The organism is Dyella sp. OK004, assembly GCF_900114495.1.
Taxonomy (GTDB): Bacteria; Pseudomonadota; Gammaproteobacteria; order Xanthomonadales; family Rhodanobacteraceae; genus Dyella_D.
Genome location: NZ_FOZI01000007.1, coordinates 95,703 through 121,829 on the forward strand (window position 1 = coordinate 95,703; position 26,127 = coordinate 121,829).

General features: G+C 63.3%; 12 protein-coding genes. 4 read left to right on the forward strand and 8 right to left on the reverse strand.

The annotated features are described in order from the left end of the window. Positions 1-384: 384 nt before the first annotated feature. From BM338_RS21160 to BM338_RS21175, 4 genes are all read right to left on the reverse strand, one after another. Positions 385-1,368, reverse strand: coding sequence for a helix-turn-helix transcriptional regulator (locus tag BM338_RS21160; protein WP_177229435.1), 984 nt, complete (start codon positions 1,366-1,368; stop codon positions 385-387). 1,056 nt (positions 1,369-2,424) lie between these two features. After that, positions 2,425-6,012, reverse strand: coding sequence for a hypothetical protein (locus BM338_RS21165; RefSeq protein WP_090454712.1), 3,588 nt, complete (start codon positions 6,010-6,012; stop codon positions 2,425-2,427). Continuing rightward, a complete protein-coding gene (locus BM338_RS21170; RefSeq protein WP_177229436.1) occupies positions 6,009-11,564 on the reverse strand; it encodes a DUF11 domain-containing protein in 5,556 nt (1,851 codons plus the stop codon). The genes BM338_RS21165 and BM338_RS21170 overlap by 4 nt, the downstream gene beginning before the upstream one ends. Positions 11,565-12,849: 1,285 nt before the next feature. Beyond that, on the reverse strand, positions 12,850-13,626 hold the full coding sequence (locus BM338_RS21175) for a response regulator transcription factor (protein ID WP_090454718.1): 777 nt from the start codon (positions 13,624-13,626) through the stop codon (positions 12,850-12,852). A gap of 207 nt (positions 13,627-13,833) precedes the next feature. Between BM338_RS21175 and BM338_RS21180 the strand changes: the two genes are divergently transcribed. Beyond that, the gene (locus BM338_RS21180; RefSeq protein ID WP_177229437.1) at positions 13,834-14,754 is read left to right on the forward strand and encodes a LysR family transcriptional regulator; all 921 of its coding nucleotides are present in this window, start codon (positions 13,834-13,836) and stop codon (positions 14,752-14,754) included. Between the two features lie 38 nt (positions 14,755-14,792). On the opposite strand, the gene BM338_RS21185 is transcribed toward BM338_RS21180, so the two are convergent. Both BM338_RS21185 and fabV read right to left on the reverse strand, forming a co-directional pair. Continuing rightward, positions 14,793-18,365: a two-component regulator propeller domain-containing protein gene (locus BM338_RS21185; protein ID WP_218156410.1), complete on the reverse strand. Its 3,573-nt coding sequence runs from the start codon at positions 18,363-18,365 to the stop codon at positions 14,793-14,795. A gap of 382 nt (positions 18,366-18,747) precedes the next feature. Beyond that, positions 18,748-19,947, reverse strand: coding sequence for an enoyl-ACP reductase FabV (gene fabV / locus BM338_RS21190; RefSeq protein WP_090454726.1), 1,200 nt, complete (start codon positions 19,945-19,947; stop codon positions 18,748-18,750). A gap of 536 nt (positions 19,948-20,483) precedes the next feature. Here fabV and BM338_RS21195 point away from each other — a divergent pair. After that, the gene (locus BM338_RS21195) at positions 20,484-21,986 is read left to right on the forward strand and encodes a MocR-like pyridoxine biosynthesis transcription factor PdxR (RefSeq protein WP_090454728.1); all 1,503 of its coding nucleotides are present in this window, start codon (positions 20,484-20,486) and stop codon (positions 21,984-21,986) included. Here the strand turns inward: BM338_RS21195 and BM338_RS21200 are convergent. Beyond that, a complete protein-coding gene (locus BM338_RS21200; protein WP_090454731.1) occupies positions 21,974-22,801 on the reverse strand; it encodes a MipA/OmpV family protein in 828 nt (275 codons plus the stop codon). The two genes, BM338_RS21195 and BM338_RS21200, sit on opposite strands and share 13 nt — an antisense overlap. Positions 22,802-22,881: 80 nt before the next feature. Next, positions 22,882-23,481 carry a (2Fe-2S)-binding protein gene (locus BM338_RS21205; RefSeq protein ID WP_218156411.1) on the reverse strand — a complete coding sequence of 200 codons (600 nt, stop codon included), beginning with the start codon at positions 23,479-23,481 and terminating at the stop codon, positions 22,882-22,884. Positions 23,482-23,665: 184 nt separating this feature from the next. Between BM338_RS21205 and BM338_RS21210 the strand changes: the two genes are divergently transcribed. Next, positions 23,666-24,331: a response regulator transcription factor gene (locus BM338_RS21210; protein ID WP_090454733.1), complete on the forward strand. Its 666-nt coding sequence runs from the start codon at positions 23,666-23,668 to the stop codon at positions 24,329-24,331. Then, on the forward strand, positions 24,331-25,737 hold the full coding sequence (locus tag BM338_RS21215; RefSeq protein WP_177229438.1) for an ATP-binding protein: 1,407 nt from the start codon (positions 24,331-24,333) through the stop codon (positions 25,735-25,737). Before BM338_RS21210 ends, BM338_RS21215 begins: the two co-directional genes overlap by 1 nt. Positions 25,738-26,127: the final 390 nt, after the last annotated feature.

Below are 26,127 nucleotides of genomic sequence, written 5' to 3' on the forward strand. Positions count from 1 at the left end.
CATGCGGGAAGACTTCTCAAAGGGATCGATGGCTGAAAGTGCGTACGCGGGGAATCGCCGCATCAGCCGGGGGATGTCACTAACTACATCTTCGCGGCGGCACGTACGCTCTTGTGCATTCGCGCGAAAGTCCTTGCTGCGGAGAGCCGGATGTCAGCCCTTGCGATGGAAGACAGATGAACATGATTAACCGCCCCTGCAATGTCGTCCTGGAACAAAGCCATAAAAGCTTTTGTCCTACAGCTCCACGCTTCCATTGAAGCGATCATATGCAGCAAGCGACGCACAAATTCGGAAAGCAGACCAAGCGTCTCCGGCAAACTCTGCGCAAAATCGGAAAAGCAGGTGGCGCGAAAGCATGAAGGTGAAGAAAGAATGAAAGGTTTATGCGGCGCAACCGCTGGCGCGCATCAGCGTATCGCTGGGGAGTTCGTCGAACGCTCGACGGTAACTGGCCGCGAACCGCGACAGATCCCACAAGCCGCAGCTCATCGCCACCGACTTGATGGAGAGTTTGCCCATGTTGCGTATGGAGAGCTGGCGACTTGCTTCGTGCAACCGGAGCAACGAAAGGTAGCGTGTTGGCGACACGCCGAGAAAATCATCGAACACATGGCGCAACGTGCGATCGCTCACCTGTGCGGCTTTTGCCACTTCCTCGACATAGATGTCGCGCTGCAACTGGGTTCGCATGAAATACCCCGTCTTGCGAAAGGTGGAGTAATGCGGCCGGCGGGCGCTGGCATGCCTCACATGCGGCACGACATGCGCGAACAAGTCATGCAGGTTGCCTTCATCGGTCAGCATGTCCGCGAAACCGTTTCCCACCAATCCGGCCGCCTCGCGCCCCGGATCGCCCGCGAGGCTCTCGAACATCGCCCCATAACGCGCGCTCCATAACGTGCCGGCATGACCCTCGGGCCGGAACAGCGAGAACTGCTTTCCGGCAGGGCCATACGAGTCGCGGTTTTTCTCGATAGCCCGCAACGCGCCCGCCTGCAATGGCGCGATCACCATGCTGACGCTGGACCCTGGGCCAAGCATCAGCTCGCAAGGGCTTTCCGGCAACACGATCAGCACCGTGTCGGCATGCAGCGGCATGCCTGCGCACCAACTCCCTGGCGCCACCCGATGAAAGTGACAGATCAACTGGCGCCCCGCAGGAAGCACAAAGCGCCCGTGAAAGGCGAAGTCGACCACGAAGCTGCATAACGTGGCATCGCCGTGCTGATGGCTGCCCACCATGCCGCTCATGCCGCCTTCTTGCAGGGAAACGGCTTCCAGCTTGCACAGATCAAACACCCTGCCCAGGACATGGATGCCCGGCAAAGGAAATTTGCGATCTGCTAAGGCGACTGAAACCGCCATCCCCTGTGTCCTCTTATTCGACGCATTGCTCACACTTGCGATGTCGCGCAAATGAAAACCTATGGATCTCGACATGCTCATTACGTCAACACCATGGGCAAAACCAGACGATTGCGTGCCGCATGAATTGCGATATCAACCATTCAAAGTTATGAAATTTGAAAGGCCGTAAAGCACTCTCATTTCTTCCTCTTGGCATGTCGTCGGCTGCCGTCAATTTTTTGACGCAACAACCCGCCGCGCATACCGCGAGACTCAAGCGCAGGACAAAACCGTCTTGCGCTCATGCCCAGGCATGAACGTTTAAAACCTCATCCAACATGTGCCCTGCCTCTACTGCCCCCTGTGCCGACCCTCTTTTCAGGTTGGGACTCAGCGAACGAACGGGACGATGGAAGCCGGCCCTGTTTGCTTCGCCCGGGGTTGCGCCATACCTCTGTGTTTCAAGGCTGCGATGCCACCATGCACTCCTTGCTGAGTGACGTATCCGTGCCTCGATGAAATCGTTTTATCGCGGCGAAAGAATGGCATCGAAAGAAAAAATGCGTTAGTGGCAGAGATCGGGAATAACGTGAAGCGACGCACATTTCACTCGATCCATTATTCAGTTCCTGGCCACCTCCTAAAGCTTGGCGCAAGCTCGCCCGCCTTGAGCAACTCAAGGAATTACGTCGTCATTGGCTTCGCGCAATCCGCGCACCACGCGCTGATCTGGAAAGATGGGTCAACCGGGGAGCACAAATCATCGACGACTATCGTCGGCGCTCCTGGATGGTAGATGTGGCCCAGGCGGTGAAAAAGGTGGCCACGCAGGACATTGCACGCAGAAAAATAGGACGTAGTGCCGACGTGCCAAAGCTTTTCTGATTGGCGCCGAGCATGGCTATTGCGCTGCGATTTTGCTCGGGCGCCCATCAGGGATGCTCTGATCCAGGAGAGGTTTTCACAAGAGCTCACCCCCTCCCGACTTCCCCCTGTCCCACGGGACTAGCTTCGCGTCGGGAGCAGGGGGAGGAGAAAAGCGCGCTTAGCTGAGATTCGACGCTAATCAGGACCTCAGTAGTACCCCACCGCATTGAGAAACACGCCCTTGTAGCGGTAGCCAAGCTTGGTCATGTCGTCATTGAACTCGGTGAAGTTGTAGCCAATGCCCATGCGGAAATGCTTGCTGACGTCGTAGTCGACACTGGCCAGCCAGCCCTTGCGGGTACCGCCTTGCGAAGCGCGCAGCACGCGGTATTCGCCCATCAGGCTCAGCCCGCCCATCACGTAGCGGCGTGCCTGGCCGGCGATCATGGTGGCTCGGTTGTCGTACCAGTCGCCGCTGCCACGTCCAGCACGGGCCTCGCCTTCACGGGTCGCCAGCTTCGCCGCGAACTCCCACTGCGTATCCAGCCGATACACGCCCTCCAGCGAGAACACGCTGGAACGCTGGTCGTAGTAGCTGTTGGACTCGGTCTGACCCGGCGAAGACAGGTCGTAGAGGTAGGTGTATTTGCCCAGCACCGTCCAGCGCACGCTGTTCCACGGACGCCATGCGAAACCGACATTGGTTTCGTTGAAGCGCGCGTTGTTGCTCGGATCGACCTGGTCGCGCGTCCTGGACCAATTGATACGTCCGGCGATCTGCCAGGAATCGTTGATCTTGTAGCTGAGCCGATGGGTGGTGACCCATTGGTCGCGCTGTTCCGCACCGCTGTCGCGGCGATACTCCAGCTTGCTCGACCAACTCGTCGACGCATTGGTCAGTCCGCCATTGATGCTGGCGGCATGCCGATTGACGCTGCCTGCCCCGCTGGCCGCATTGAGCTTGCCGTCCTGCAGGGTGAAACCCAGCGTCCAGCCCATGCTCGGATAGAAGTCCATACCGAAGGTGTGGCCAATGCCGGTGTCGGGGCCCGACTTCAGCCATTGGCTTTCGTTGTAGACATTCGCCCGGTTGGACACGCGCCAGCGCTGGCCCAGGGTCAAGCCGTCCGGCGTTTGCGACAACAGACGGGAGTCGTTGTACAAGGCGGTGGAATCGACCGAGTAGGTGTAGGCGCCGTACAGCGAGTGATCCTGGCTGAGCCGGTATTCGCCGTTGACCTGCGCCGCATCGCCACGCGAACCCTTGGTGACTTCCGCACCCGCACTGGACAGGTCGCCGAACTGGTACTTGGCGCCGACGGTGGCGGCATTGTTCTTCGGATACGCGCCACCGTCATCGGCCAACGTGAGCTGCCCGGTGGTGTAGACATCCAGCGAGCTGCCGATGCGCTGCGTATAGCCCAAAGCGCCCAGCGTGCCGGTGCCGGTGTGTAGCTGATACTGCTCTGTAACGCGGCGGATCTCGGCGATCAGGTTGGACTTCTCGGCGATCTGCCAGTCCAGCTGCGCCTGCCCCTGCTCCAGCGCGTCGTGGCCTTGTTCCGCGTAGCTGTAGCGACCCGACAACTTCAGGTCGTCGCGCAGTTGCCCGGAGAACTCCGCGCCGTATTCATGGATGGCGAGACCCTGGTCCGCGCGTGCCACCGAATAGCCGGCATCGACATCGCGCCACCACGCACCGACGGTCCAATCCCTGGTGGTCCAGCCCAGCTCACGGAAGTTCGCGCGCGCATCGACCGCCGTCGCATTGCCGCTGCGGGCGCCCTGCGTCACGGGGTTGGTGCGGATGAAGCTCAGGCCACCGTTATCCGAATAGAAGATCGGCGCTACTGCCGCATCGCTGTGCGAGCGCTCCACCTTCAGGTAGGTGCCGCGTCCCGCCTGCAAGGTGACGTCCGCACCCTTGAGCGTGTAGTCGTCGCTGGCGCGTCCTTCATCGACATAAGTGCCGCCCACCGCTACATGCTCACCGAACCAATGTTTGGCGCGCACGCCGGCGGTCACGTTGTTGCTGTCGAAGCCGCTGGGCACGTACTCGTAATCGGCCAGCAGATGGTTTTCATAGCCGCCTTGCGGACGGTCGCGGAACAGCGTGCTGGTATTGCCCTGGGCGATCTGCGCCAGTGGGCGAGTGAGCAGAAGGCGGCCCTGCATCTCGTTGATGTCGTAGTCGATGCCGCGCACCAGGTTGACGCGCGACACCACGCTGCCCGTCGTCGGGTCGCGAATCTCCAGCACCACCTGATCCGAACCCGGCAGGATGTCGGTGTGGCGCAGGTAATACAGACTGCCGCCGGTGCCGAGAAACTCGGTATGGCCCAGCACCGTCTGTGCTTCCGAACCAAATGCCTTCAGCAGCGTGTTGGGATCGCCCAGCGGCGTGCTGGTGCGGCTGCGCCAATCCAGCGCTGCACCGTAAAGGCTGCGTACGTATTGCGCGTATTGGGTGCCGGTGAAGCCGGTCTGGTAGTTGCCCCACAAGGCCTGGCTCTTGTCCCAGTCGAGCCGGGCGTAGAGCTTGCCCTGGGTATCGATATCCCGATAGGTCGTCGAGTCGTCGCCGTAGACCGGGTAATACATGTTCGGGTCGAGGCGGCGGAACACATCCTTCGGGTCAGCCTTGAAGAAGCCGTTGAACAGGCTGCCGGTGGTGCGCTCCGTTGTGTCGGCCTGGGCGGTCAACAGGTAGCGCCCCTCCAGCTTGCCTTTCAGATAGAAGGCCAGACGCCCTTCATCGAGGAAACCTTCGCGGTAACGCGAATCCGTTGTCAGCGCGGATGCACCATTACCGCTCACCGAACTCTTCGAGGCGGTGATATCCGCGATGGCGATGGCGAACAGATAGTTCGCCCGCACATTGACGGCCAGCGGGTAGTCGACCTGTTTGCCCGCCGCGCCGCGCAGGCCGACGTTGAGCGTGTGCGATCCCGTCGGCAGCAGATACTCGGCGACAAACTTGCGTTGCTGGTCGACCGGCACGCTCTGGCCGGCGATGGTGACGGTGTACTGCTCCGGCACGTTCTGGCCGAACACGCGCACCCGCGAGCCGCGGATGGTGATGTTCTGCTGGCGCAGCGCATTGTTGCCGAAGGTGCTGTCGAGCAGTTCGCGATCCTCCAGCTCGCTGGCGCTCAACGCGCGCAACTCGCTGGTGGCGCCCTGGTGGAGCTGATCCAGTGAACGCTGACGATCCACCGGCCGCACCAGCTGCAAGCTGCGCGGATAGGTTTCGTCGACGCTGCCGTCCTCGCCCCACGCGCGCAGCACATAACTGAGCTGCTGGCCCGGCTGCAGCACAATGCCTGCCGGCAGCTTGCCATCCCACGTGGCCTGCACCACGGCGCCCGGCGTTACGTCGACCACCGCCAGCGGCGTGACCAGATCGGTGTCGTCGCCGCGATAGATGGTCACCTGCATCTTGCGGATGAAGGCGTCGTAGTTGCTGTAGATCTGGAAGTGCACGGGCTCGGTGACCTGGCCGTGCTCGAACGCCGCGACAGCGCTGCCTTGCACGTTGAGCAAGGGCGTGGTCAGGGTCGGATCTTCAGTAGCCCAGATCAGGCCGCCGTTGGGCAGGTCGACGCTGTACCTGGCTGGCGTCGCGGTGTTTGGCGACCGAGTCGCTGTCGTCACGGATGTAGCCGACGACGTTGACTGTGCGTAAGCGGGCATTCCGATGCCCATCATCAGAACGCCGAGGATGGCGGCGTCCAGTGTCCTGATTCGCATGATGCTGATTGCCTTGGTCGGAGCGAGGGAGCGGCGCGCGTTCATGGCTGCACCTCCTTCTTTGCATCGCCATGGGTGGCGGCACCCTCCGCGTCCGCGCGTGGCGGAACGGGTTGCTCTACCGGTATCACCGCCACCGGCAGCTGCACGCCGAAGTCGAAACGCGCCGGCACGCCTTGCGTGATGCGCTTCACCTGCGGACTGGGCGTGGTGAAGGTGCTGCCGGGCGGCAAGGTCGCGGGGTCGACCTTCATGATGAAGTTGTGGCCGCGCGCCATGTTTGGCACGTCGATGCCTTCGAGATGGAAGCGGCCGAAGGCGTCGGTCTCAATGACATTGCCTTCAACCGTGCCGATGCGTACGCCGGGAATGCCCCGCTCGTCGATGCCGCGGTTGATGACCACGTAATCGACACGCAGACCACCATCCGCTTCCGGCGATACGTGGCGTTCCACCTTCAGCGCTTCGGCGGACTGCCCCTTGGCGGCATCGCCCGCCAGCACCGTCTCGCTGCTTCCGTCGGCACGCATGCGCACCGAGGTACCACCCGCACTGGTCAGTACGAGATCGCCAGTGAAGTCGGCACGACGCAGGCGCTGCGAGATCACGATGCGCTGTGTGTCTTCCGGCTGCGCCACGCTATTCCGGCCACGCAATTCGCCCAGCGCGATGCCGTGCAACAGCGGCGCACTGGCGTCGGCTTCGGGTTGCGGCCCCTGCCCACGGTCCACCGTGGTGGAGCCGGCCACGTAAGCAGCCGGCGCAAAACCGCCCTGCACGTGCAGATCATGAGCGGTGGCGCTGGCCTGCCAGCCATCGCCGTTGCGGTCGTCGAACACGGTGCCGAACACGCGGCTGTCTTCAAACAACGGATCGGCATCGCGCCGCACGCTAACCTGCGCCACATTGCTGGTGCGGATGCCGTTCAACAGCATCTGCGCGGTATTGATGTATTCGCCGCGTGCCGATGCGCCCGGACCGACACGCATCATGTAAACCACGGTGGCGCTCTTGCCGGCGGCGACATCGATGCCTTCAACACGGATCGGGCTGCTGCCGGCCAAGTGGCCGCCATTGGCCGCGCTCACGCTCAGGGAACTCGCCACCAGGTTGAAACCGACCGGCGGCGTATCGGCCAGCACGGCGTTATGGACGTCTGCCTGGCCCGGGTTCTGGATGGTCACCGTGTAGCGCACCACATCGCCGACCTTGGCCGTCAACGGTGTGACCTGTTTGGTGACGTGCAGCAAGGCGTCGTCGCTGACCACCAGCGTGATCGATGCTGTGCTGCAATTGCTGGGCGCCAGCGTGTCGCAGATGCGATACGTCAGTGTGTAAGTGCCGCGACTCGTTCCTGCCGGCACGATGATGCTGCCGTCGGGAGCGATCGTCACACCGTTGATGCCGCCCTTGTTGACCGGCGTGATGCTGACCCGGCTCGGGTCGGTGATGACCACCCCGCCCTGCATGTCGTTGCCGAGCACCTTGCCCGGCGTTCCGCCGGTAGCGCCGTTCACCGGCACCTGGCGGTAATCGTCGTCCACGGCCTGAAGCGGCAGCGACACCACCGTGACGGTGACGGTCGCCGTGGCGCAATTGGTCGGGTTGAGCTTTTCGCAGATCTGGTAGCCGATGGTGTAGGTGCCAGCCGGCGTGCCCGGCGCCACCGATACCTCGCCGGTGGTCGGGTCGAGCGTCACATGCGTGCTGCTGGCCGGCGAGGTCACCGTCAGGTTGACGGTGGATGGCGTGGTCTTCACGCCATTGAGCGTGTCGTTGTCCAGCACGTTGCCGGCATGCGTGTTGCCAGCGCCGCCATCGATGCCGCTGTAGTTGTCGTTGCTGGCGACAATCTTGCCGGCAGTCACCGTCACGCTGGCCGTGGCCGTGGCGCAGTTGGTCGGGTTGAGCTTTTCGCAGATCTGGTAGCCGACGGTGTACGTGCCGGCCGGCGTGCCTGGTGCCACCGACACTTCGCCGGTGGTCGGATCGAGCTTCACGTTGGTGTTGCTGGCCGGTGTGGTGACCGTCACATTGACGCTGGACGGTGTGGTCTTCACGCCATTGAGCGTGTCGTTGTCCAGCACGTTGCCGACTTGCGTGTTGCCGGCGCCGCCATCGATGCCGGTATAGCTGTCGTTGCTCGCAACGATCTTGCCGGCGATCACCGTGACGCTGGCCATCGCCATGGCGCAGTTGGTCGGGTTGAGCTTTTCGCAGATCTGGTAGCCGACGGTGTACGTGCCGGCCGGCGTACCCGGTGCTACGGACAGCTCACCCGTCGCCGGGTCGAGCTTCACGTTCGGATTGCTGGCAGGCGTAGTGACCGTCACGTTGACGGTGGACGGCGTGGTCTTCACGCCGTTGAGCGTGTCGTTGTCCAGCACGTTGCCGACTTGCGTATTGCCCGCGCCGCCATCGATGCCGGTGTAGCTGTCATTGGTCGCGACGATCTTGCCGGCGGCCACCGTCACGCTGATCGGAGCCGTGGCGCAGTTGGTCGGATTGAGCTTTTCGCAGATCTGATACTGAATGGTGTAAGTGCCGGCTGGCGTGCCGGGTGCCACCGATACGTCGCCGGTAGCAGGGTCGAGTTTCACGTTCGGATTGCTGGCCGGCGTGGTGACCGTCACGGTGACCGTGGACGGCGTGGCCTTCACACCATTGACCGTGTCGTTATCCAACGCATTGCCGACGAGCGGATTACCGGCACCGTACACGCCGGTGTAACTGTCGCTGCCTGCGGTAATCGGTCCGGCGACGACGGTGGCCGTGGCGGTGGCCGTGGCGCAGTTGGACGGGTTGAGCTTTTCGCAGATCTGGTAGCCGATGGTGTACGTACCCGCCGGTGTGCCCGGCGCCACCGACACTTCGCCGGTGGCCGGATCGAGCTTCACATTCGGGTTGCTCGCAGGCGCAGTGACGGAGACGGTGACCGTCGACGGCGTCGGCTTCACACCGTTGAGCGTGTCGTTGTCCAGTACGTTGCCGACCTGCGTATTACCGACGCTGCTGTTGATGCCGGTATAGCTGTCGTTGGTCGCGGCGATCTTGCCGGCGACCACCGTCACGCTGGCGGTGGTTGTGGCGCAATTGGCCGGGTTGAGCTTTTCGCAAATCTGATAGCCGATGGTGTACGTACCGGCTGGCGTGCCCGCGGCAACCGATACTTCGCCGGTGGCCGGATCGAGCGTGACGTTCGGGTTGCTGGCTGGCGTGGTGACCGTCACGTTGACGGTGGATGGGGTGGTCTTCACGCCATTGAGCGTGTCGTTGTCCAGCACATTGCCGACGTTGGCGTGGCCCGTGCCGCCGTCGATGCCGGTGTAAGCATCGGGCGTCGCCGCGATCGCCGCCGCACCCACGGTGACGGTGGCTTCGGTCGTGGCGCAGTTCGTCGGATGGACGGCATCGCACAAGGTATAGGGAATTTTGTAGGTGCCAGCCGGTGTGCCGGGCTTCACCGTGATCGTGCCGTCGCCATTGAGGGTGAAACCACCGCTCGCCGGCACCGTGCTGACGGCGCCCCAAGTCAACGTGACGTTGCCCTTGCCCGTACCGATAGCGGGGCCGGTCACGGTGCCCAGCTGATCGTTCGCCACCACGTTGCCGGTGCTGCCGCCGGCGGCGCCGTTGGGGACGTTATAGCTGTCGTTTTTAGCGACGATCGCGACATCGCCGATCGGTGTATCGGTGGTTCCCGTTGCGGTGATCGGCGAGCCGCTGGGCGGCGTGCCGCTTACGGTTGCGGTGTTGTGGATGGCGACACCGGCGTCGACATCGGCCTGGGTCACGGTGTAGGTAAAGCTGCCGCAATTGGCGCTCTTGCCCGGATCGAGTGTGGTCGGCGTGCAGCTCAGCGGCGTGCTTCCCGCCATGGGATCAGACACCGTCAATCCGCTCAGTGCGATGTTGCCGCTGTTGGTCGCGGTAATGGCGTAGGCAATGCTCTCGCCCACATCGGCCTTGCCGTTGGCATTGCCGTCGTTGAGCGTGGCGGTCTTGTTCACCTGGAGCGCGGGCGTGCCCTGCACGGTGGTCTGCGCGGTCGATGTGTTGTCCGCCGTATTGGCGGTGGGCTCGCCAACGGTGGTGTCGGAGGTGGCGAGCTTCACCGTCGCGGTATTGGTGATGGTGCCTGCGATGTTGACCGGCGCCACCGCGTTGATCGTGATCACGACGCTGCTGTTGGCCGGCAGGCTCTGCACCGCGCCAGTCAGCGTATAGCCGGCGCTGTCGCTGCCGGTGACGCTCACGCCAAGCGCGCCGCATACCGCGCCATTGGCGGCGCTGCCACAAGTGACTCCACCGGCGGTAACGCCCGTGACGCCGACCGGCATCGTGTCGGTAAACACCGCGCCGGTCGCCGTGTGCGTGCCGTTGTTGCTGATCGCCAGCGTGTAGCTCAGCGGCTGGCCGGCCTGCACGGTCGCGGGGCCGGACTTCACCATTTTCAGATCCACGATGCGCGGCACGTTGGTCAACGTGCAGTCCACGCGGTCGCCCAGCTGTTGCAGGTCGACCGTTGGCAGGCTGGCGGGATTGAATGCGCCGTTGGGCAATACCGTGGCGGAACCCACATTGCCGTTGGTGCAGGTGATCGTGCTGTCGTATTGCTGAAGGCTGGACTTGCTGCCGGTAGCCATCTCCTCCTTGAGCGTGAGCACGTTGCCCGGCATCGTCGCCTGGCCGCTGATGTACGGGTAATTGCCCGCGACAGCTCCGCTGGTGGAGGTATTGATGATCTCCTGGCCTTTCACGTTGATCACGCGATAGGTGAACTGGTCGCTGCTATCCATGCGCCCCGCGGGCAACGCCTTGCGCAGACGGACACCGCCCCAGCGCACGCCAAAGGCAAAGCCCTGCAGACTGGTGCCATTGGTGTGCACCTGCCCCATCACGGAAAACGGACTGCCCGTGCGCGTGGTGGAAAACACGCCGGCATTCGCCGTGCCGCTCTTGCCTACCAGGCGAACGCAATCGACCATGCCGGCACAGCCTGAGGTCGGCGCCGCAGGAACGCCGGCGCTGCCCGGCGCGCCAAAGACAAGGTTGTTGCCTGACGAGGCGCCAAGCCATTCCACCAGGTTGAATTTGCTGCCGCCGGAAACCACGCCGAAATCGAGCAGCTCATTGCTGTTGGTGCTCTCGCCGTCGGCTACCACCATCTCAAATGGATTAGTGCTCTCGACCCCGTTGGGGCCGAACAGATGGATGTCCTTCAGCGTGACCGTGGTGTGGTTGTCCGAACCGTTGTTGGTGTACAGCGCGGCGGTATTCGGCTTGTAGATGGTGTAGTAGCCGGTGCTGCCGCTGAACTGCGAACCGCTCCAACTCGGCGCTTGCACACCCTTGAGGCCGGCGCTGTTGCCCACATTGCTCACCTGGGCGGTGAACGTCATGCTCGAGCCATCCGGCAGCGAGAACGTTAGCGGCGTCGAGCCGTCCGCGTTCAAGGTCACACCATCGAGCTGCAGCCAGCAGATTTCGTCGACATGCTGGCCCTTGGAATTTGGGTCAGCCATACGGCACTCATTGGCCACCGCCACTGCGGGCTTGACCAGCCCCAGCAGCAACAGGGCCAGCAGCGCGAACACCTTTCTGTGGGTTCGCCCTGCGCCGCTTCCGAAATACCCGCGACAACGATCCAGTAGTACAGACATATCCCTAGCTCTCACACGCGTGACACCGGCGTCCCGCAGGCACAACCGGTGGAGGCCGCCTCGTTGCAACAAGGCCGACCCCGTTCGGTGGCGATGTGCAATCGCCTGAAAAGGGGCGCAGCCGTACCCGCCTCCCTGTTCCCAGGGAGGCGCGTGTACGCGACAAAAACGCCTGCGCCATCGCTGCCCGAAAGCAGGACGGATGCACCCTTCTGTAGGCTTGAGATGGGCGAGAACGTGGCGGCGACGATCCTTGCGCCTGCTACCACTGCCTCAGTGTGACCAGCCATGCCAACGACACCCGTCCCCCTTTGGCATGTCCTTCTCGCGATTCATCACGTAGAAGGCCACACCAATGTCAGCATTTCCCATCGATGCCGATGAGGTGTCGTTGGCGGGCAGGATGGTAGGTGTGACTCAGGCGATACAGAAGCCGCCGCCACAGGAATTTGCGTGTCAGAAAATAGGACGCTGCATCGCTGCGGCAAAACTTTGGTGTGACGGAAAGCAGGTGTGGAAAGAAGAAAGGATGCGGTTTTCACAGTGCCGGGCCGCGTCAGTGCAACCACGCAGCAGTTTTGCTGAGGCGGCTGTCATGTGCGCCATTGCGGATGTCAAAACTGGAGAAACGCATCACACCATCTGCTTGGCGTGGAGTGTCAGCGACCCGCTCCCTCCCCTGCTCGCAGGGGAGGGTTGGGAAGGGGTGAGTACTTGAGAAAGCGTTTCGGGTAAGGTTTTCTCAAGGGCTTACCCCCTCCCAGCCTCCCCCTGCGAGCAGGGGGAGGAGAAAATCGAGCGTAGTGGGCTGGACGAAAAACCCCGAAGAGAACACACCCGACGCCTGACACTGGAAAAGGCGCAGCTACAGAGCACACCGCCTGCTCTTCAGGCCATTTCTCTTTGGTTACTTTCTCTTTACTCCGGGCATCCATGCCCTCCGCCCTTCGGGCCAGCTGCGCTGTTCGCACCCGCTCCTGCGGGTGCGTGGGCCAGCAAAGAGAAAGTGACCCGAGCCGCGGCAGCGGTTCGGAAGCCCGCGGCAGGCGAGCCAGCGCACGCAGACGCTAAAACCGAGCGATAAGGCACTGGATGACCAGCTTCGCTGTTGTGAAGCGCCTCCGGCCTGCGCCGGAATGACGAAGCAGGAGGGAATGGCTCAAGACCCAAACTCTCAACACAATTGCCTCCCTGCACGTAGGGAGAGGAGCGCACTCCGCTAGCCCACCGTCTCCAGCGCATCAGCTCTAGACGCCTTGCGAAACTGATTAGGCGTAACACCCATCCGCTCCCGGAACGCCGTAATGAAATTGCAGGCGCTGCGAAAGCCCACGCTCTCCGCAACGTCCTGCAGACTCAGCGAGGTCTCCATCAACAACATGCGGCCCTTCCGCAACCGCTCCTCGCGGATCCAGGCGAACACAGTAGTACCCATGTGTTGCCGAAAAACCGCCGAAAGCCGCTTGTCATGCGTGCCCACCTTGCGGGCAATATCTTCCAGCGACGGCAAAGACGCCAATTGCTCGCTGATCAGGCGCACCGCCGCCCGCAACATGATCTCGTCCTGGGACAGAAACGCTTCCGGCTCATCAGCCGCCGGCTCCGCCGGACGCGGCCTCAGTTGCAGATGGATGCGCACGCGGGCCAACACTTCATCGGGATGGCATGGCTTGAGCACGTAGTCGACACCGCCATGGCCGAGACCTTCCAGGCGCTCTTCCAGCGCACCGGCCGAACTGAGGAAAATCACAGGAATGTCCTGCGTGCGCGGCGCTTCCTTCAACAGGCGGCAGGTGGCGAAGCCATCCAGCGCCGGCATGCGCACATCCAGCAGGATCAGGTCCGGCTGCAGGGCCAGCGCGCGTTGAAAACCCTGACGCCCGTCAGTGGCCAGTGTCACGCGATAGCCATGCCCGCGCAGCACGTTCTGCAATGCGCGAAGCTCTTCCGGCGAGTCATCTATCACCAGGACATGCGGTGATTCTTTCGCAGGCATCGTTCCCCCTGTCGCGGCTATCGCCGCTGCGTACAACTTGCGGCCACTCCGGCATTGCAAGCGCCCGATTGTAACCCTGCTTTCGATCGCCGTCCGCTCCAGCAAAACAGCTATCCGCCCGGACAAAAGTCATGCCTTCCCGGCCGGCCTATGCTCCGCGCATCTCTTGTCTTGCCGATATCGGCACGCCTAAGCCCTGCCTTCGCTATGGATCTGACTGACAACCTCAGCGACCTCTATCTGCTCACCCGCGTGATCGAAGCGGGCGGGTTTGCTGCGGCCGCCCGCCAGACTGGCATGACCCGCTCGCTGCTGAGCCGGCGCATCGTTGGCCTCGAACAACGCCTGGGGGCGCAACTGCTGCTGCGCAACGCGCGTCACTTTGCGGTGACGCCGCTCGGCAATGAGGTTTATCGCCATGCCTTGATCATGTGCGAGGCCGCCGAGGAGGCTATCCGTGTCGTGCAGGATGCGGGCGGCAACCTGGGTGGCCAGATACGCGTCGACACCCCCGACCTGATGGGTCACTTGCTGTCGCAGGCGCTGATCGCCGCGGCCGGCCAACATGAGCACCTGCACCTCTCGTTAAGCATGAATGGCGGTGTCGAGGCGCTCTTGGCACAACGCGTCGACCTGGCGCTGTGCATGGACGACAAGCTGCCGGATCGCAGCGATGTCGTGGCACACCGGCTGTGCCACGTGCGCCTGGTTACGGTAGCCAGCCCGCAGCTGTTCCGGAAGCTGGGCTCCCCTGCCCATCCCGATCAGCTCGAAGAGCGGCATTGCCTGGGGTATCTCGGTCCGGACGGACGGCGTCACTGGACGTTCCGCGGCGCGCGCGTACGCAAACCCGCGAACCCGCTAAGCACCGGCCACTTATCGACCTTGCTTGTCGCGGCCCGCGAAGGCGCCGGTGTCGCCCAGCTCCCCTTGCATGCCTGCGCCGACGATCTCGACGCACAACGGCTGCAACAAGTATTCCAGCCCTACGAGCCCGAGCCGATGCGCTTGCATCTGCTCAGCCTCTCCGGGCTGGCTCTCACCCCAACCACACGCAGCGTCATCCGCAGCATCCGGGACCAGCTGCTGCTGACCCGGTTGCCTGGCGTGGTGGTGGACAAGGGATAGACGGATAGACGGCTCGTTGGCATGGCCGAACGAGCCTGTCAGGTACTCAGCTCCGTTGCCTGCACCAACAGACGGCCGATGCGGACCAGCAACTGCTTTCCGCTGGCTGGCTTGAGCAACGCATCGTTGAATTCCAGCGCTTCGAAGCCTGGCGGGCGCCGTGGCGGCAGTGCCGAATAGAGCATCACCGGCAGCCGAGGATGATCGCGCCGTACCGCCAGCAACAGCTCCCAGCCATCCATACCAGGCATCGCCTGGTCGGTCACGATCAGGCCGACGGCGTGCTCGCGCAACAAAGCGAGCGCCTGTTCGCCATCAGCGGCGGACATACTCTCGAAACCAAAACCATCGAGCAGGTCGCACAGCATCTCGCGACTCTGCGCATGGTCGTCAACCACCAGGATGGTTTGACCCGCACCGCTGATCTCGCCAGCGGCGCCCTCCTCTTCAAACAGCTCCGGCTCCAGCTCGTCCTCCTCGGCCAGCGACACTTCCAGCACGAAACCGAAGCGGCTGCCGCCGCTGAGAGCGGCTTCGATATTCAGGCGGCTATCCATGCGTTCCAGGATCTGAGTGACGATGGCCAGCCCCAGACCGTAGCCGTTGTATTGCGCGGCATTGCTGCCGCGCGCGAACGGCAGCGACAGGCGTTCCTGTTCGGACGGCTCGATGCCGATGCCGCTGTCTTCGATCATGAAATGAAGCGATACCTTTCCGTGCGCCGCCGGTGTCGCTGTCACCGCGAACAGGATGTAGCCGTCGTCGGTGAACTTGGCGGCATTGCCAATCAGGTTCATCAACACCTGGCGCAGTCGCCGGAAATCCAGCTTGACCAGTGCGGGTAAATCGTCGGCGTGACGGTATTCGAACCGGTTGCCGCGTTTTTCAGCGAGCAAGGCGGCATGTTCGACCAGACCCTGCAAAAAGGCATGCAGATAGCCGGGCGCGTCGACCAGTTCCAGTTCGGCGAGTTCGTCTCTGGAGAATTCCAGTAGCTCATCGATCAGGTCCAATTGCTGGTGCGCGCTGCTTTCGATAAGACCCGGATAGTCGCGCTGCCGATCGCCCGCGCGCCATTGCCGCACGCCATCGATGATCCCGGCGAGCGGCGAACGCAGATCGTGGCTGATGCGCGCCAGCAACATGCTGCGCGCACGCATGGCGTTCTGCAGCTGCCCGGTGCGTACCGCCACCGCCTGCTCCAGCCGCTGGGCATGCTTCACCAGCAGGCGCACCCGCCAGCGCCAGGCCATCACGATCGCGGCCAGCAGCAGCGCTGCGGCGGCCGCATAAGCGGCTCCGCTGCGCCACCACGGTGGCTTCAGGGTGAAGGACAGACTGATCGGCGCGGACTGGCGGCGCTGATTCTCGTCGATGGTCTGCAATTCAAAACGATAGCTTCCGGGCGGCAGCGAGGCGTAACGCAGCTCCCGCGTCGACGCTTCCACCCAATGACTGTCGATATCCGACAAGCGATAACGAAAGCGCACCGGGCTGCCCGAACTGTTGCCGAGCACAGCGAAGCGAAGCACCAGCGCGCCGGCCAGGTCGAAATCCACCGGCGCGTTCTGGCCGATGAGTTCGTGTCCGTCGTACTGCGCCGAAACAAGCCAGGGATGGATCTGGCGCGGCGCCAGCAATTCCTCCGGCTTGAGCAAATGCGAGAGACCGACCGGCGTGCCGATCCACACCGACCCGTCGTCGTCCGCAAAAAATGCGCCGTGGTTGGTTTCGTCCCACAGCAAACCGTCGCGCGTGGTCAGGCGTGTCCAGCGTTGCCCATCCAGTACGTCCACGCCGTTGTTGCCACCCACCCACAGACGTCCGCGGCGATCGGAGCGCAGGAAGTAGACGCGCGAATCCGCCAACAGCGGATCGGCGACGGGCGTGAGATTTACGCTGTCCGCATCGCTTACGTTGCCGACCAGCAAACCCGGTTGCAGCGAACTCAACCACAGCCTTCCGTCGGCGGTGGCTTCCACGTTCTCGAATCCACCAAGGCTTTCCTGGGGCAGAACGTGCACCTGGCTCCATCGCCCGGCGGCATAGCGAAACAGGCCCGTGCTACAGGCCAGCCACAGGCGGCCGGCGGTGTCCTCCGCCAGATCCGAACACATCGCGGTGGGAATCAGACCCGGCGCGGCGCGTTCTATCCGGCCACTCTGCGCGTCCACCTGATACAAACCGCCCAGCGTGTAAGCCCAGAACTGTCCATGGCTATCCTGAAACGCACCCCGGACCAGGAAAGGCAGCGTCGCCATCACGCGGGTGAGGCCGCTCGCGGGTTCGTAGCGCAACACACGGCCGTCGAACAGGAAGTACCACACCGAGCCGTCCGCCGCGGCCAGCACGGTGCGCGTCTGGTGCGGCAGCGCAACGGTCAGTGGCCAGGATTGCGCGCGATCCCGGGACGGCGCGATCACGCTGCCGCCCCAGTCGTCGGCCACCCACACCGAGCCCGAGCTTGCGCGCGTGATCGACCATATCAATGAACCGTTCAAGCCCTGCGCTTCCGTCCAGTTCTCGACGGCATCGCGGCCGCTCCAATGCAGCAGGCCGCGGCCGTAGGTGCCGATCCAGATCGTGCCGTCCTGATCGGCGATCAACGACGACACGCCCACTTTCGGCAGGCCATCGTCGGTACCGAACAGCTCCCAGCGTTGACCGTTCCAGCGCGCGAGGCCGGTCGAACTGCGCGTCAGTACGCGACCTTGGCGGTCCTGCGCGATATCGATACTGGAGGCCGCCACGTCCGCACTGTTGCCTGGCATGTCGCGCGCGACGAAGGCGTCCGTACCGTCCACGCGCATCCGCACGGCGTGGATGCCGCGCGCCCACAGGCTGCCGTCGCTGGCGCCTAGAAGGCCCAGCCACTTGTCCGCCGGGATACCCGCGTCCGGACCGTAGCGACGCAACTGTCCACCACGCAGGCGACATAGTTCAGTACCGCAACCAAACCAGGTGGAGCCGTGGCGATGGAACACCGCGCTGACCTGGCTGAGTCCGGGGAAGGCTTGCAACTGTTCGCTGCTGAAAGGCGACCTGGCCTGCCAATGACCCGACGCATTCGAAGTGAGCAACAACAGGCGGTTGCCACTCACCAGCCACATGCCGCCGCCTTCGTCCGCGGCCAGCGTCTGCCCGCGATCGGCCAGCAAGGGTTTGTCATCCGGGCGCACCCAGCCAAAGCGTTCGTTCTCGCGCCGCTGCAGACCCGCGCGCGAACCCACCCACAGGCGTCCGTTCGCATCCTCGGCGAAACTGATCACCTCGGACACCTGGAAGCCCTGCTCCGCACCAACCTGACTGAAGGCCACGCCATCGAACCGATACAGCCCCTTCTCCGTACCGGCCCAGACGAAACCTTCGCGATCCTGATAGATGCGCACGACCGACAGACTGGTGAGACCACTGCCCTGGTCATACACCGTGAGCGGAAGCTGGGCCGCCTGCCCTGGCATCGGCGCGATCAGTCCGCACAGCGACAGCCATCCCATAAACAGCAAGGAGCACCAGCGCCGGTATCGGCGGACGTCCGCCGCCCGCAGACGATCCTCACTGCCGGATGAGTGCAAATGCGAGGCCAGCGACCTGCCCTTGATAGAAATCACAAATGAGAGCCTTACGTCGGTGAACGGCAATCACCTGGCCCACGAATGGAGCCCCCTGAGCGCGGACCATCTAGCCAACGCTTTCAACAAGTCTGCTCTTGGCAAACCCAAGCGCGCAGTACAACACCGTCGGCCCCAGGAATGCCAGGGCCACGAGTCAGGGTCTGCTTGTTGAATGATGGATGGGTTCGCGGTCTCGAAACAGCGCTGACATCCATAACGATTTAGACATCTAAATCGTGTAGCGGCCCGGCCCATTCATCAAGGCTCGGCTGAATTGCCTAAACCTCTTTCCTCCATGCACAGCACGAAAAAGCCCGAGACCTTGCGGTCCCGGGCTTGAGTTTCAGCCATCGCTACAGGCGACTATGCGCCCGCAGTCTCAGGGTTCGACCACGTCGAAATGGACGTCCGGATTGACCTCCGCCTCGTAGTTCACGTCCTGGCGGTCGAAGCCGAACAGGCGCAGGAACTCATGCTTGTAGCCGGCGTAGTCGGTCAGCTCGCGCAGGTTCTCGGTGGTCACCGTCGGCCACAGCGCCTTGCAGCCCTGCTGCACGTCTTCGCGCAGCTCCCAGTCGTCCAGGCGCAGGCGGCCTTCGCCGTCGGTCTGCGGGGCCTTGCCGTCTTCGCGGTAGAGGGCGCTGTGGAACAGGCGGTTGATCTGTTCGATGGTGCCTTCGTGGACGCCCTTCTCCTTCATGATGCGGAACACCATGGAGACGTAGAGCGGGATCACCGGAATCGCGGCACTGGCCTGGGTCACCACCGACTTCATCACGCCGACGTAGGCTTCGAGACCGGGATGGCGCACGCGCAGCTGCGTGGCGGTGTTGTCGAGATGCTGCTTGGCCTGGCCCAGCGTCCCGTGCCAGTAGATCGGCCAGGTGATCTCGGTGCCGACATAGCTATAGGCGACGGTCTTGGCATGCTCGGCGAGCACGCCGGCCTTGCTCAGCGCGTCGATCCACAGCGCCCAGTCTTCGCCACCCATCACGATGACGGTGTCCTTGATCTCCTGCTCGGTCGCCGGCTCCACCGTGGCCTGCACCACCATGTCGCGGTTGGTGTCGACCGAGGAGGCGGTGAAGGTTTCGCCGATGGTCTTGAGCGCGGAACGCACCACTTCGCCGGTGTCCGGCAGCTTGCGCACCGGCGAGGCCAGCGAATAAACGACCAGGTCAATCGGGCCGCCCATGTCCTGTTTGATCATCTCGATCGCGCGGGCGCGGGTTTCGTTGGAAAAGGCGTCGCCGTTGATCGAGCGGCTGTACAGGCCGGCCTGCTTGGCCAGCTTGTCGAACGCGGCGGAGTTGTACCAACCGGCGGTGCCGGGTTTGGCTTCGCTGGAGGGTTTTTCGAAGAACACGCCCAGGGTCGCTGCGCCGTAACCGAAGGCCGCGGTGATGCGCGAGGCCAGGCCGTAGCCGGTGGATGCACCAATCACCAGCACGCGCTTGGGTCCGGTGGAGGAAACGCCGGCGGCTTGGGTGACGGCGATCTGGTCGGCGACGTTTTTCTCGCAGCCGAGCGGGTGCGCAGTAATGCAGATGAAGCCACGAACCTTGGGGTGGATGATCACGAAGAATCCCTGATGATGCGAACAGGGTAGGGATTCTAATGGGGTTGGGGGTCCATACGCTTCCGCAGGGAGGTGGGTGGGGGCTGTGGCCCATGCTGGTCGGCTGATGAAGGTGCCCCCTACTTCGTCATTCCGGCGTAGGCCGGAATCCAGTTGCGTTATCGCCTGGTTGTCGCGTCTGCGTGCCCTGGCTCGCCTGCCGCGGGCTTTCGAACCGCTGCCGCGGTCCGAGTCACTTTCTCTTTGCTGGCCCAAAGAGAAAGTAACCAAAGAGAAATGGCCTGAAGAGCAGGCGGTGTGCTCTGTAGCGGCGCCTTTTCCAGTGTCAGGCGTTGGGATGGCTCTCTCCGGCCTGATTGTCCAGTACTCATCGCCGCGCTGGGGCCTGGAGATCGAGAGCGCACGGAGCATCGCGCTGTGCCCTCGACCTGACCTGTCGCAGCATTTTGCGCAGCATTCGACTTTATTGGAGGGCCCGCAGTCTTTGCTCGCGAGCTCTGCCCTAAGATGCGGCTCAACCACTCGGACCCGCCGCGATGACCCGCAGTTCTGCCGGTTTTGTGTTGCCGATTTCGCTTGATGTTGAAAGTGCGACGCCGATGTATCGGCAGTTGTCGGACTGGTTTCGCTGCGCTATTGCCGAGGGTAAGTTGCGGCCGGGGCAGTCGGTGCCTTCGAGTCGTACGCTGGCGCGTGAGTTGAAGGTGTCGCGTATTCCGGTGTTGAGTGCTTACGAGCAGTTGTGTGCCGAGGGTTATCTGGAGACCTTTGTGGGTGCGGGCACCCGCGTTGCTCAGGCTATTCCGGATGATGCCTTGAAGCCGTCCGCTGCTATGCGGCGCCGGTCTGCCCAGCCTGCGATGGTCGATGCGCCGCGTCGTGTTGCTCAGCGTGCAACGGCGCTTTGTCAGCCTGCGCCGACCTGGCTGGCCAATCAGGGAGCGTTTCGCGTTGGTTTGCCGGCGCTGGATCGTTTTCCTGCGGCGACGTGGTCGAAGCTGGTGAATCGCCATGCGCGCAAGCCGCCGCTGGAAGCGATGGTCTATGGCGGTCCAATGGGCTATCTGCCGTTCCGCGAGGCGATTGCCGAGTACCTCGGTGCAGTGCGGGCGGTGCGCTGCGATGCGTCGCAGATTCTGGTAACCACGGGTTCGCAGCAGGGGCTGCAACTGGCGGCGCAGGTGTTGCTGGATGTCGGTGAGCAGGCGTGGGTGGAGGATCCCGGGTATCCCGGTGCGCGACAGGCGCTAACGGCGGTCGGCGCTTTGCAGGTGCCGGTGCCGGTCGATCAGGAAGGGCTGGATGTCGCGGAAGGTATTCGCCGTGCGCCGGATGCGCGCATCGCGTACATCACGCCTTCGCATCAGTTTCCGTTGGGTGTGACGATGAGTGCGGCGCGGCGCATGCAGTTGCTGAGCTGGGCGATGCGCAGCGGTGCGTGGATCATCGAGGACGACTACGACAGCGAATTCCGTTTCGGCGGCCGTCCGCTCGCCTCGTTGCAGGGTCTGGATACCGATCACCGTGTGATCTACGTCGGCACGCTCAGCAAAGTCATGTTTCCTTCGCTGCGCATCGGCTACGTGGTGGTGCCGAAGGATCTACTGCCGCTGTTCGCCGCGGTGCGCGATGCCAGCGATACCTTCTCCTCCAATCTGTATCAGCGGGTGATGGCGGACTTTATCCGCGAGGGCCATTTTGCGCGGCATATCCGCGGCATGCGCATGCTCTACATGGAACGACGCAAGGCGTTGCAGGAAGCCATCGACCAATACGCACGCGAAACACTCGAAGTGATCGGCGCGGAAGCAGGCATGCAAGTCACCGCCTTGCTGCCGCCCGGCATCGACGACATAGCGGTGTCGGTGCAGGCGGCCGCGCTCGGTGTATCGGCGCGGCCGCTGTCTATCTGCTATCACAGCCCGCCTGTGCGAGGCGGGCTGATTCTTGGCTACGGCGGCGCGAGCGTGGCGGACATTCGCGAGGGTATAAAAAAGCTCGCTACCCTGCCGCTTCGCCCCACGGCTCAGAACCGATAGAACGTGTACACGCTGTAGATGTTCTGCATTTTCTTCTCGACGATGGGGCTGTCGGCCGCATCGCCCTGCAGCTGGGCCGCGGTGGCGCGCACGCCAGCGCTCCAGCGGTCGCTGATGCGGTAGTCGGCGCCGACGGAGAAGCGCAGCGACTGAATGCCCGACTTGGGTGTGTAGATGGCATAGCCCGAGTGGAGGCTCTGCGTCGCGTCGACGCCGAAGAAGGTCTGGTTGTACTGGCTGTTGGCCCAAGTCACGCCGGGTCCTGCCTGCAAGGTGAGCTTATCGGTCACCCGATATTTGCCTTCAAGATCCAGCGAGGCCGTGGTGCCCTGGTGATTACCCGCGATATCCGAGGCGACATTGCCGCGCACCGTAAGCCAGCCAGCGGTGTAGCTGGCGAACGCAGTGGCGTGCGCGGTGCGCTTGATGTCGCCGAGCCCACGCAGACGCGCGTCATCGGAAGCCTTGCGCGGCTGCACGAAGTCGTAGGCGAAGGACATGCCCAGGCGCCAGTGACTGTCCTGATGCATATAGAAGCCAAGCCCCGCCGGCGAACCGGAACCCGGCACACCGCCCAGGAAATAACGGCCATAGGTCGCGCTCACCACAGGCACCACCACGCTGCGCCGTGATGAACTGCCCGGATATTTGGGGATGTCCGCCGCACCACCACCGACGACGACGTGCCAACCCTCGTCCGCCCAGTTTTTCGGGGACTGGTTTTGCGTGGAGGTGTCGTCCGCATAGGCGGCCACACTGGTGATGGAGAGACAGGTGAACAAGGAAATGCGTGCGCCACGACGTGCCAGATGCATAAAGCGACTCCAAGGGGGAAAGGGTCTGACGGCGGTAACTACGTGCGACAAGGAACGCGTTGCGGATCACCCGCGATCGATCACCAGGACTTCAGGCGCTCCGCCAGCGAAAAGATCGCGCGCAGCACGTGCGGACGGACGCCGCAGCGGCAATCGAGGAAGATCGCAGCCTCGATATCGGCCACGCTCGGGTCGGGGTTTTCCATCAGCAGAGCGGCGGCAGCCATGATCATGCCGGCCTGGCAGGGGCACGCTGGCACACCTTCGTCGATCCAGGCGCGTTGCACCGCATGCAGCTCGCGCGAGGAAAGCCCTTCGCGCGCGGCGAGCCCTTCAATGGTGACGATCTCAGCACCCAGCACCACGTGTACGGGAATCCGGCAGGAGCGCGTCGGCCGGTCGTTCACATGCACCGTGCAGCCGCTGCAACGGCCGTTGGTGCAGGCGAAATGGGTGCCGGTCAGTTGCAAATCCTTGCGCAATACGCGCAGCAGCGTGGTCTCGGGATCGGCATGAATCACATGGTTGCGGCCATTCACGCTTAGACTCATGGCCTGCGGCTGGTGCCCGGCGGGAGACGGAAAGAACCGCAGCTGCACCTCCGGTGCCGGGGCCACGGACGAGGAATGGCCGGAAAAAGCCGGCGCAAGAAGGGACTTGCTGTGGGTGGGAGCACTCATGGTTTCGCCTCTGCTAGCGGAGCCAAGTCCAGCGGCACCCGGTCATGCGCCGGGCACGGAGGGTTTCGCGACGACAGGCATGACCTGGCATCCGGCAGTCTGGCCGGCCGAATTTAAGAATTCTTTAAAGCGCGAAACGTAGGCTGCACGCCATCCACAGCCACATTGGTCCACCGAGGTCGCCTTGCCCAACATCCTGCTAGTCGAAGACGACCGCATGCTCGCCGACGCCATCGCCACGGCGCTGCAGCAGGATGGCTGGCAAGTCGACTGCGCGCGCGACGCAGCGGCCGCACGCATTGCGCTGACCGACCATGCCTATACCGCCGCCCTGCTCGACCTCGGCCTGCCGCAGGGTTCCGGCCTCGATGTGCTGCGCGCCATGCGCGAGCGCTACGACACCACGCCGGCGCTGATCATCACCGCGCGCGATCAATTGGGCGACCGCATCCGCGGCCTCGATGCCGGTGCCGACGACTATCTGGTCAAGCCATTCCAGATCGACGAATTGCTGGCCCGGCTGCGCGCGGTGATCCGGCGCAGCGAAGGCCGTGTCACCCCCGTGCTCAACTGGAAAGGCATCACCATCGATCCGGCGCGGCGCACCGTGACGCGCGATGGCGTCAATGTGCGCCTGGGCACACATGAGTACCGCACCTTGCTCGCGCTGATGGAACGGCAAGGCCGGGCCGTGGCGCGCGACCTGCTGGAAGACCTGATCTATGGAGGCTCCGGCTCGATCGAAAGCAACACCATCGCGGTCTACGTGCATCAGCTGCGCCGCAAGCTCGGCGATGATGTGATCGCCACCGTGCATGGCTACGGTTACCGGCTGGGCGAGGAACGATGATGCACTCCCTGCGTTCGCGCCTGTTTGTCGTGCTGCTTGGCGTCTTCGTGATCGCCTGGGCGATCACCTTGATCTGCCTCGGCATGCAGTTCGCGCGCGAGCGCACCGGTGTATGGGATCGCAGCCTGGGCGACATCGGACGAGAGATCCTGCTTTCGATGCCCAGCGATATACGCCAGCTGTCGGGCGCGTCGAACTTGCATCTGGCCGAAGCCAATCCGCCCCGTGCGCTCAAACACGGGACCTTGAGCTTTCAGGTCTGGATCAAGACGCGTCGCGACAACGTCGTGCGCTCGCCGGGTTCCAGTCCCGGGCCATTGAAGCCGGACTTTGTCGATGGCTACGCGACACGCATGATCGACGGCCAGGAATGGCGTGTTTACGCTATCTCCGATGTACAGAACGAAGTGCAGGTGCAGGTCGCCAAGCCGACCTCCGAACTGGTTGCCGAAACGCGCCGCTGGGTACGTATCGGCCTGGGCACGACCGCGCTGCTGCTGATCATCCTTGGCATCGCAATGAAGCTGGTGATCCGCTGGTCACTGCGCCCGGTGACCAAGGTGCAGGAAGCGATCACCGTGCGCGACGCGCGCGATCTCGATCCCCTGCCCAGCCAGGGCCTGCCCGATGAAGTGCGCCCGCTGGTCGAATCCTTCAACCGCCTGCTCGGCCGGCTCGATCGCGCCATGCAGAACGAGCGGCAGTTCCTGGCCGAAGCCGCGCATGAACTGCGCACGCCGCTCGCCGCCCTGCTGACTCACGCGCAAGTCGCGCTGCGCTCGAAGAGCCTGGATGAAGCCAAGGCGCCACTGCAGCAACTAGTGCGCGGTGTCGAGCGCAGCGCCCGCCTGTCGCAGCAGTTGCTCGATTCGGCGCGGCTCGATGCGGAACGCCACATCAGTGAGCGCGGCCCGATCGAACTGGCCGACATCGTCGCGGTGATCACCCACGAATTCGAAACCGCGGCGACGGCCAAGTGCCAGTCGATCACGCTCGATACCGAGCCGTGCCAGATCGAAGGTAACGTCGACGATCTCGGCATCCTGATTGGCAACCTCATCGATAACGCCGTGCGCTATACCGGCACGGGTGGGCGTCTAGCGGTGTGCTGCGTATGCGTCGCGCAGGTCGTGCGGCTGCAAGTGCTGGACGATGGTCCCGGCGTGGTGCGGGACGATCATGCACGCATCTTCGACCGCTTCTTTCGTGTTGCCGGCAGCAACGAGCGCGGCAGCGGCATCGGCCTGTCGCTGGTCGCGCGCATCGCCGAATCGCATGGTGCGACGATCGAGATCGGTGAAGGCATCGATGGCCGTGGCTTTGGCATTACGGTGGTGTTTCCTGCGCTGCAGGAGCGTGTCAGCGAGCCTGGTGCGGTGTCGACGAAGCCGTTGCTGCCTGCCTGAGAGGCTGCTCGAAATCTGATATGGAGTGGTGCTGAGGGGGCTTTGTGTTCGCGACAATCGATGCGTTACTGCGGCCTGGCCGCTTATGCAGCGGGCATTTCGGACGCCTGCCGGCGCCCGAGTCACTTTCTCTTTGCTGACCCAAAGAGAAAGTAACCAAAGAGAAATGGTCGGAAGAGCGCGATGTGCTTCGTAGCTACGCCTCTTCCAGTGTCAGACGTTGGGATGGTCTTTCGCCTCGCTCCCTCCCCTGCTTGCGACGCGAAGCTAGTCCCGTGGGACAGGGGAGGGTTGGGGAGGGGTAAGCCCTTGGTTCGCGGCTTCCTACTTTGGCTGTCGGGTGATCACGACGTGATCACTAGCAACACTGTCTCGAGCACCCACCCCTCA

Bases quoted from the DNA above. Each gene is read 5' to 3' on its own strand.
- BM338_RS21160 (WP_177229435.1), bottom strand. From the start codon at position 1,368: ATGGCGGTTTCAGTCGCCTTAGCAGATCGCAAATTTCCTTTGCCGGGC.
- BM338_RS21165 (WP_090454712.1), bottom strand. From the start codon at position 6,012: ATGAACGCGCGCCGCTCCCTCGCTCCGACCAAGGCAATCAGCATCATG.
- BM338_RS21175 (WP_090454718.1), bottom strand. From the start codon at position 13,626: ATGCCTGCGAAAGAATCACCGCATGTCCTGGTGATAGATGACTCGCCG.
- BM338_RS21180 (WP_177229437.1), top strand. From the start codon at position 13,834: ATGGATCTGACTGACAACCTCAGCGACCTCTATCTGCTCACCCGCGTG.
- BM338_RS21195 (WP_090454728.1), top strand. From the start codon at position 20,484: ATGACCCGCAGTTCTGCCGGTTTTGTGTTGCCGATTTCGCTTGATGTT.
- BM338_RS21200 (WP_090454731.1), bottom strand. From the start codon at position 22,801: ATGCATCTGGCACGTCGTGGCGCACGCATTTCCTTGTTCACCTGTCTC.
- BM338_RS21205 (WP_218156411.1), bottom strand. From the start codon at position 23,481: ATGAGTGCTCCCACCCACAGCAAGTCCCTTCTTGCGCCGGCTTTTTCC.
- BM338_RS21215 (WP_177229438.1), top strand. From the start codon at position 24,331: ATGCACTCCCTGCGTTCGCGCCTGTTTGTCGTGCTGCTTGGCGTCTTC.